The organism is Bradyrhizobium tropiciagri (genome assembly GCF_001189845.1).
Classification (GTDB): domain Bacteria; phylum Pseudomonadota; class Alphaproteobacteria; order Rhizobiales; family Xanthobacteraceae; genus Bradyrhizobium; species Bradyrhizobium tropiciagri.
In genome coordinates, this window is record NZ_LFLZ01000050.1 from 60,563 (window position 1) to 68,597 (window position 8,035).

General features: G+C 64.6%; 8 protein-coding genes and 1 pseudogene. 3 read left to right on the top strand and 6 right to left on the bottom strand.

Going from position 1 to position 8,035, the window contains the following annotated elements; translation table 11 throughout:
• Nucleotides 1-27: 27 nt before the first annotated feature.
• Together obgE and AKN84_RS30925 are read right to left on the bottom strand one after the other, a co-directional pair.
• Nucleotides 28-1,077 (bottom strand): GTPase ObgE, encoded by a 1,050-nt coding sequence (gene obgE, locus AKN84_RS30920; RefSeq protein WP_050424268.1) that lies wholly within the window; start codon nt 1,075-1,077, stop codon nt 28-30.
• A gap of 101 nt (nt 1,078-1,178) precedes the next feature.
• On the bottom strand, nt 1,179-1,658 hold the full coding sequence (locus AKN84_RS30925) for a MaoC family dehydratase (RefSeq protein ID WP_050424269.1): 480 nt from the start codon (nt 1,656-1,658) through the stop codon (nt 1,179-1,181).
• 168 nt (nt 1,659-1,826) lie between these two features.
• Between AKN84_RS30925 and AKN84_RS30930 the strand changes: the two genes are divergently transcribed.
• Nucleotides 1,827-2,741 (top strand): DMT family transporter, encoded by a 915-nt coding sequence (locus tag AKN84_RS30930; RefSeq protein ID WP_050424270.1) that lies wholly within the window; start codon nt 1,827-1,829, stop codon nt 2,739-2,741.
• 33 nt (nt 2,742-2,774) lie between these two features.
• On the opposite strand, the pseudogene AKN84_RS46180 reads toward AKN84_RS30930, so the two are convergent.
• From AKN84_RS46180 to AKN84_RS30950, 4 genes and pseudogenes are all read right to left on the bottom strand, one after another.
• Nucleotides 2,775-3,369: pseudogene (locus tag AKN84_RS46180) on the bottom strand (GNAT family N-acetyltransferase).
• A 169-nt stretch (nt 3,370-3,538) separates the two neighbouring features.
• Complete coding sequence (rpmA, locus tag AKN84_RS30940) at nt 3,539-3,808, bottom strand: 50S ribosomal protein L27 (RefSeq protein ID WP_021080922.1); 270 nt, start codon at nt 3,806-3,808, stop codon at nt 3,539-3,541.
• Between the two features lie 102 nt (nt 3,809-3,910).
• The gene (gene rplU / locus AKN84_RS30945; RefSeq protein WP_050424272.1) at nt 3,911-4,378 is read right to left on the bottom strand and encodes a 50S ribosomal protein L21; all 468 of its coding nucleotides are present in this window, start codon (nt 4,376-4,378) and stop codon (nt 3,911-3,913) included.
• A 255-nt stretch (nt 4,379-4,633) separates the two neighbouring features.
• A complete protein-coding gene (locus tag AKN84_RS30950) occupies nt 4,634-5,584 on the bottom strand; it encodes a GlxA family transcriptional regulator (RefSeq protein ID WP_050424273.1) in 951 nt (316 codons plus the stop codon).
• Between the two features lie 125 nt (nt 5,585-5,709).
• Between AKN84_RS30950 and AKN84_RS30955 the strand changes: the two genes are divergently transcribed.
• Together AKN84_RS30955 and AKN84_RS30960 are read left to right on the top strand one after the other, a co-directional pair.
• On the top strand, nt 5,710-6,513 hold the full coding sequence (locus AKN84_RS30955; protein ID WP_050424274.1) for an SDR family NAD(P)-dependent oxidoreductase: 804 nt from the start codon (nt 5,710-5,712) through the stop codon (nt 6,511-6,513).
• A 122-nt stretch (nt 6,514-6,635) separates the two neighbouring features.
• Complete coding sequence (locus AKN84_RS30960; RefSeq protein ID WP_050424275.1) at nt 6,636-7,790, top strand: ROK family protein; 1,155 nt, start codon at nt 6,636-6,638, stop codon at nt 7,788-7,790.
• The last annotated feature ends 245 nt before the right edge of the window (nt 7,791-8,035 follow it).

Below are 8,035 nucleotides of genomic sequence, written 5' to 3' on the forward strand. Positions count from 1 at the left end.
AGGTGGCTTGGGAATTCGCGATGCCGCTCAACCCTGCGGCACCGGCGTCGCCCACGGCTCCGTCTGGCCCTTGGCCTTGTTGGACACCGGCGCCTCGCCGATCACCTCGACCAGCGCGCGCAGCGCATCCGGTACGCATTCGCCGGTCGCGCCTGACAGCAGCAGCGGCGTCTTCTTTGCCGCCCGCTTGAGGCGGTCCTTCTGCTTCTTCAATTCGTCGGGCGCGACCGCGTCGATCTTGTTGAGCGCGACGATCTCGATCTTGTCGGCGAGCTGGCCTTCATAGGCCTCGAGCTCGGTGCGCACCGTCTTGTAGGCCTTGCCGGCATGCTCGCAGGTCGCGTCGATCAGGTGCAGCAGCACCCGGCAGCGCTCGACATGGCCCAAAAAACGATCGCCGAGGCCGGCGCCCTCATGCGCGCCTTCGATCAGGCCGGGGATGTCGGCGAGCACGAATTCTCGGCCGCCGAAATTCACCACGCCGAGCTGCGGATGCAGCGTCGTGAAGGGATAGTCGGCGATCTTCGGCCGTGCCGCGCTGACCACCGAGAGGAAGGTCGATTTGCCGGCGTTGGGCAGGCCGACCAGGCCGGCATCGGCGATCAGCTTCAGCCGCAGCCAGATCCAGCGCTCCTCGCCCGGTGCGCCGGGATTGGCGTTGCGCGGCGCGCGATTGGTGGAGGATTTGAAATGCGCATTGCCGAAGCCGCCATTGCCGCCCTTGGCCAGCACGAAGGTCTCGCCGAGCTCGGTGAAGTCGTGCAGCAGGGTCTCGCGGTCCTCGTCGAACACCTGGGTGCCGACAGGTACCTTCAGCACAATGGACTTGCCGTTGGCGCCATGGCGGTCCTTGCCCATGCCATTGCCGCCCTTCTGCGCCTTGAAGTGCTGCTGGTAGCGGTAATCGATCAGCGTGTTCAGTCCGTCGACGGACTCGATGATGACGTCGCCGCCGCGGCCGCCATTGCCGCCGGAGGGCCCGCCGAACTCGATGAACTTCTCGCGCCGGAATGCGACGCAGCCATTGCCGCCGTCGCCCGAGCGAATATAGACCTTGGCTTCATCGAGGAATTTCATGATCCGTACTAACTAAGGCAGGCCGGTCCCTGCGGCAACCCGCAAGGGTCGCGACTTCGGCAAAAAGCCTTAATTTTCGGGCCTTTTTGCGGCCCAAGCGCCTAAGAAGGCCGCCTCCGGACCAGGAATTTCTGCATCCCCTCCAGCACCAGCTCGCGGCGCTGGTTATGCACGGTGGAGCGCAGCGTCACGACGCCGGTGGTCTTGCCCGGCGACAGCTCGATCACCTCCAGCGCCGGATAGATGGTGTCGCCGGCATAGACCGGTTTCAGGAACTTGCTCGACTGCTCCAGGAAGCCGACCAGCGATTCCTCCACGACATAGGGAAACAGTCCGGCACCGGGCGCGGTGTGCACCAGGGTCTGGAAGCCATGGGCGAGCAGGTCAGGCATGCCGCGCGTGCGGCAATATTCGACGTCGTAATGGATCGGATGGGTGTCGCCGCTCGCGGTCTGGAACGCGGCGAATACTGCCGAAGTCTGGGTCCGGCTCGGAATCACGAAACGCTCGCCGAGCACGAAATCCTCGAACCAGCGCTGCGCGGGGACCATGCGATGCTGGGTGGGGTCGAAGTCGCTCATGCGGCGTTTCCTGCTCTGTTTTCTTGAAATGCTGGCCCAGCCGTAGCGCAGCTGCGGCACTGCGACAATTGGTTCGATATGCCCTCACCGGGGTTGTCCTGCACGGCCACCTCGGTAAAACCGGCGTCAGGACCTGCCCGACTCAGAGGCGGCGATAACAAGATAACAATGAGCCTGTTCGCAAAACTGTCCTCCTATGACGATCGATCGGCACGGCTCGCCGGCATCGGCTTGATGCTGCTCTCGATCTTCATGTTCTCGTTCGGCGACGCGATGGGCAAATTCATCGTCGCCACCTATTCGGTCGGGCAATTGCTGTGGCTGCGCGCCTGCGCGGCGCTGCTGGTGCTGCTGCCGATCGTGTGGCAGCGGCGCGCGGATTTCCTGCATCTGGAGCGGCCGTGGCTGCAATTGCTGCGCGTCACGCTGTCGACGCTGGAGGTCGCGGCGTTCTTCCTGGCGACGGTCTATCTGCCGCTCGCCGACGTCATCACCTATTATCTGGCCGGACCGATCTTCGTCACCGCGATGTCGGGCCTCGTGCTCGGCGAGCATATCGGCTGGCGGCGCTGGACCGCGATCCTGGTCGGCTTTTGCGGGGTGCTGATTGCGCTCAGGCCATCCGCGCAGACCATCAGCTGGCCGGCGATGATCGCGCTAGGCGGCAGCCTGTCGTTTGCGGTCTTGATGCTGATCACGCGCTCGCTGCGCGCAACGCCCGATATCGTGCTGGCGAGCTCGCAGTTCGGCGGCACCTTCATCCTGGGTCTCGTGCTCTCGCCGTTCGGCTGGGTGACGCCATCGGCCGGCAGCCTCGTGCTGTTCTTCGCCGCCGGCATCATCTCGGTCGCGGCGCTGCTTTGCGTGAACCGGTCGCTGAAGCTCGCGCCGGCGAGCGTGGTGGTGCCGTACCAGTACTCGATGATCGTCTGGGCGGTGATCTTCGGCTTCGTGGTGTTCGGCGACGTGCCGTCCTGGGCCACGATCGTCGGCGCCGCCATCATCATCGCGGCCGGCCTCTACATCTTCGTGCGCGAGCAGCAACTCGGACGCGGAGACTCGTCGGTGAATCCACCGGCGTAAGGTGCACCCTCCCCCTCCAGGGGAGGGTGAAGTTCAGCTCTCCCGCCGGACCGAGTTGTTCCAGCGCTTCAGCGAGGTCCAGACGCCGCGCGACAGGCGGAAGGCATCGACCGGGCTCGATGAGCCCAGCGCCTCGAAGCGGTGCAGCTCGACGCCGCTCCACTGGAAGCCGCACTTCTCGAGGATGTTGCGCGACGACGGGTTGACGACGCGGCGCCGCGATCAGCTGGTCGAGATCGAATTCCTCGAAGAAATAATCGATCACAGCGCGCGCGGCCTCGGTGCCGAAGCCCTGGCCCCAATAGTCGACGCCGAGCCAGTAGCCCAGCTCGGCCGATGCCTCCTCGCGCCAGTCGACGCCGACCATGCCGATCGGCGTGTGATTGTTCTCGATCAGGAAAACGGTCTCGCGGCCGCCGGCGCCGAGCGCGCGCACGAAGTCGATGGCGTCGTCCTGGGTATAGGGATGCGGCAGGCGGCGGGTGTTCTCCGCGATGCGGCGATCATTGGCGAGGCGTGCGATTGCTTTTACGTCCGCGAGCGTCGGCTTGCGCAATGTCAGCCGTTCGGTCTCGAGGACGCAAGCTCTTGCCTCGCGCAAGGTCGGCGTCGGGATTTCCTGCAACATGTCGAGCTCCTGTGATGCGACGATTGGTACGCAACGCTTGGAACGTCACGCGCGGTCGAACCGGATCGCGCGCAACAAAAAGGGGAGGCCGGTCATCCCGCCTCCCCTTGGAGCTCTTTGCTGCTCCGCCGGTTCAACAGGACCCGGCGGACTCATGTGTGTCCACCGTCTACTCGGCCGCCTGCGCCATCGGGATAACCGATACGAATGTGCGGCCGTTGGCTTTGGCACGGAACTCGACATGACCCTCGACCTTGGCGAAGAGAGTATGATCGGTGCCCATGCCGACATTAAGGCCGGGGTGCCAGGTGGTGCCGCGCTGACGCGCGATGATGTTTCCGGGGATCACGCGCTCGCCACCGAACGCCTTGATGCCAAGGCGCTTGCCCTTGGAATCACGTCCGTTGCGCGATGAACCGCCTGCTTTTTTATGAGCCATAGCTCGTCTCCGACTTCGCTTTGATCTCTAGATCAATTCCTTGACGGAATCATTTCACGTTTGGTCACGCTTCACAACTTGAAGCGCGATGATCACTTCTTCTTAAGCCTTGGCCGCGGCCTTCTTGGCCGGAGCCTTTTTCGCGGCCGGCGCCTTTGCGGGCGCCTTCTTCTTGGCCGCCTTCGGTGCTGCGTCCTCGCCGTCGGCGGGCGCTGCGACCTTTTCCTTCTTCGGCCGCGGGCCGATGGTCGGCTTGGCGTTATCGGCGAGGATCTCGGTGATGCGAAGCACCGTGAGCTCGTCGCGATAGCCGCGCTTGCGGCGTGAATTCTTGCGGCGACGCTTCTTGAACGCGATCACCTTGGCGCCGCGCTTGTGCTGCAGCACTTCGGCTGCAACGGTGGCGCCTGCCACGGTGGGCGTCCCCAGCACCGGCGTGTCACCGCCGAGCACCAGAACTTCGCCTAGCTGCACGATCGTGCCGACATCGCCGGCGATCTTGCCAATCTCGAGTACATCATTCGGAACGACGCGGTACTGCCGGCCGCCGGTTTTGATGACTGCGAACATCGTTTGATTCCTTCGTGTTCGATCCCGGCCTCGGACTTTCGCCCGGGTCGGCTTTTTGTTCAGTCGCTATGGGTTTCGTGTTTTGCGCGAAAGGGAATGAATTCCCAAATGACCCGCACAAAAACAATCGGCGCGAGAAATCCCCGCGCCGGATGGGCGGACTTATAGCCGCAAACCGAGGAGAGTCAAGGTAAAGCAGGGCAAAAACCGGCCAAAAATGAAGGGTTTGGCGCGATTTCGGCCCGGATTGGCCCCTCAAGCCGCGGTTTGCGCGGCGGCCCGGGCGTGGCGGCGGATGGTCTGCGGCGGCTGCCCCAGCACCCGCAGGAACGCCCGCCGCATCCGTTCGCGGTCGGCAAAGCCGGTCTCGCCGGCAATTTCGTCCATCGAATGGCGCCCGTCGCCGATCAATTCGCGGGCGGCCTCGACCCGGAGCTGCTCGATCGCCTTGGCCGGCGACTGGCCGGTCTCGGCGCGGAAGGCGCGGCTGAACTGGCGCGGGCTGAGCCGCGCCACCTCGGCCAATTCCTCCACCGACAGCTCGTTGCGCAGATGCGCCTTGGCGTAGTGGAGCGCGTTCTGCACGCGATCGGATTTCGGCGCGAGCTCGAGCAGCGCGGAAAATTGCGACTGGCCGCCGGTGCGGCGGTGGTAGACGACGAGCTTGCGTGCCACTGACCGTGCGACCTCGACGCCGAGGTCATGCTCGACCATCGCCAGCGCCAGGTCGATCGTCGCGGTCATGCCGGCCGAGGTCCAGATCGGCCCGTCGATGATGTAGATGCGGTCCTGCTCGACCTTGAGCCCGGGAAACCGGGCCTGCAATTCGGCGGCGAATTGCCAGTGCGTCGAGACGCGCCGGCCGTCGAGCAGGCCGGCTTCAGCCAGCGAGAAGGCGCCGATGCAGGGCGCGGCGATGCGCTGCGATGCCGTCATGGCGCGGCGGATATATTCGATCAACTTTGGCGATGCCGGATGCAGCTCGTGGCCGGCGCCGATGAACAGCGTGTCGAAGCTGCGCTCGCCGAAGGCTTCGGTTTCGACGTTGAAGCCGGCGGACGACCGCACCGGGCCGCCATTCTCCGATAGCAGCGTGACCTCATAGAACGGCTCGCCCGCGATCAGATTGGCGACCTCGAAGGCCGTGATGGCGGTGAAGCCCATCACCTGGAAGTCAGGGAAGATGACGAAGCCGATTTCCTTCATGGAACCCTCCGGCGGCAATCAATGTCCTAAAAAGGTGTATATACGACATTTGAGACATGCAAGAGGGCCTGTAGAACCTGACCTGCGGCCACATTCGGCCGTCCAGGGTCAAACAGGAGACCAACATGACCAAGTCAGCCAAGGGAACGGCGCTCGTTACCGGTGCGTCGTCCGGAATCGGTGCCATCTATGCGGACCGGCTCGCACGGCGTGGCTACGATCTGATCCTCGTCGCACGTAACCGCGAGCGCCTCGACGGGCTCGCCAAGCGTCTCGCGGCGGAGACCGGCCGATCGATCGAGATCGTTGCCGCCGACCTCAGCAAGCGCGCCGATGTCTCGCGGATCGAATCCATTCTGCGCAGCAATGCCGGCATCAGCGTGCTGGTGAACAACGCCGGCGTCGGCGCCACCGCGCCGCTGCTCGCATCCGACGTCGACAAGATGAGCGACATGATCGCGCTCAATGTCGACGCCTTGATGCGCCTGACCTATGCCGCTGTACCGGGATTTGTCGCGCGCGGCGGCGGCACCATCGTTAACATCGCCTCGGTCGTCGGCGTCCAGCCGGAGCTGCTCAACGGCGTCTACGGCGGCAGCAAGGCCTTCGTGCTCGCGCTGACGCATTCGCTGCAGCACGAGCTGAAGGACAAGAACATCCGGGTGCAGGCGGTGCTGCCCGGCGCCACGGCCACCGAGTTCTGGGACATCGCCGGCACGCCGGTCGCGCATCTGCCCGGCGAGATCGTGATGAAGGCCGAGGACATGGTCGATGCCGCGCTCGCCGGCCTCGACCAGGGCGAGGTCTTCACCGTGCCGTCGCTGCCGGAGGCTGCGGATTGGCAGGCCTATGAGGCCGCCCGCCAGAAGCTGATGCCGAACCTGTCGCGCAGTGCGCCCGCCGCGCGCTACGGGGTGAAGGCCGCCTGAGACCATTCTGCGGTCTTTGCGAGATTGCGTCCCGCGCCCGGCCGAACGCCGCCGCGCGGGACGCAACCATTTGAGTTCCGCTTCGTTAGTGCTGGGAACCTCAAACGGGCAGGCAAGGGCGAATGGCCGAAGACGCTGGACTGACCACGGGCATCGCGCACCACGGTGCCGCGCGGCTGCCATCGGTCGACATCGACAGCTTCAACATCGAGCTGAAGGACGACGAGGGCTTTCTCGGCGATCGCGCCTCCAAGGGCGCGTTCCGCAAGATCTTCGACCGCTGGCGCAAGCCGCTGCGCAAATCCGGCGAGGATCCGTTCGGCGACGAGCCGTCGGACAAGATCAGCAAGAAGAAGCTCGATGAGATGCTGGTCGGCGACGACACCGAGGCCTCCGCCGTCGTGCACAGCGCGATCGAGGAGTTCGCCCAGGAGCTCGCCTACGTGACGCGGCGCTTCCTCAACACCAAGGCGTGGGCGAAGACCGAGCGCATCGTGGTCGGCGGCGGCTTCCGCGACTCCAGGCTCGGCGAGCTCGCGATCGCGCGCACCGACATCATCCTGAAGTCGGAGGACTTCAAGGTCGAGATGGTGCCGATCCGCTTTCATCCCGATGATGCCGGCCTGATCGGCACGCTGCATCTGGCGCCGTCGTGGATTTTCGAGGCCCATGACGGCGTGCTCGCCGTCGATATCGGCGGCACCAATATCCGCTGCGGCGTCGTCGAGTCGCGCTGGAAGAAGGCGCCCGATCTCTCCAAGGCCGCGGTCTGGAAGTCGGAGCTGTGGCGCCATGCCGATGACGAGCCGACGCGCGAAGGCGCGGTGAAGCGGCTGGTGAAGATGCTGGAGGATTTGATTGCCGAAGCGGAGAAGGAGAATCTCAAGCTCGCGCCGTTCATCGGCATCGCCTGTCCCGGCGTCATCAGGGAGGACGGCGGAATCGAGAAGGGCGCGCAGAACCTGCCGGGCAATTGGGAGAGCAGCAAGTTCAACCTGCCGGCGAGCCTGGTCGAGGCGATCCCGCAGATCGGCGATCATGACACCGCGATCGTGATGCATAATGACGGTGTGGCGCAGGGGCTGGCCGAGGTCCCGTTCATGCAGGATGTCACGCGCTGGGGCGTGCTGACCATCGGAACCGGGCTTGGCAATGCCCGCTACACCAACCGCAGGAAGGACAACGGCAAGGGCGAGAAGAAGGCCGAGAAGGACACGGACGACGAGGACGAAAAGAGCGAGAAAAAGGCCAGGAAAGCCAAGAAAGCCGACGCTTGAGCGGGCGCCCGCTTCACCTATCGCGCTACGCCCGCGAAGGCGCTAACGCGGGATGAGCTTTGGTTGAATCGGCTTGGCGCGGTCTCGGTTCACCTCTCCCCGTTGGGGAGAGGTCGGATTGCGCTCGGCGATGCGAAGCATCGTCCGGAGCAATCCGGGTGAGGGTTCTCGCTCCCTCGATAGACCATAACCTCACCCGATTTGCTGCGCAAATCGACCTCTCCCAAGGGAGAGGTGAACCTTCC

Coding starts and splice junctions, on each gene's coding strand:
- AKN84_RS30930 (WP_050424270.1), top strand. CDS start 1,827: ATGAGCCTGTTCGCAAAACTGTCCTCCTATGACGATCGATCGGCACGG.
- AKN84_RS30955 (WP_050424274.1), top strand. CDS start 5,710: ATGACCAAGTCAGCCAAGGGAACGGCGCTCGTTACCGGTGCGTCGTCC.
- AKN84_RS30950 (WP_050424273.1), bottom strand. CDS start 5,584: ATGAAGGAAATCGGCTTCGTCATCTTCCCTGACTTCCAGGTGATGGGC.
- rplU (WP_050424272.1), bottom strand. CDS start 4,378: ATGTTCGCAGTCATCAAAACCGGCGGCCGGCAGTACCGCGTCGTTCCG.
- obgE (WP_050424268.1), bottom strand. CDS start 1,077: ATGAAATTCCTCGATGAAGCCAAGGTCTATATTCGCTCGGGCGACGGC.
- AKN84_RS30960 (WP_050424275.1), top strand. CDS start 6,636: ATGGCCGAAGACGCTGGACTGACCACGGGCATCGCGCACCACGGTGCC.
- AKN84_RS30925 (WP_050424269.1), bottom strand. CDS start 1,658: ATGAGCGACTTCGACCCCACCCAGCATCGCATGGTCCCCGCGCAGCGC.
- rpmA (WP_021080922.1), bottom strand. CDS start 3,808: ATGGCTCATAAAAAAGCAGGCGGTTCATCGCGCAACGGACGTGATTCC.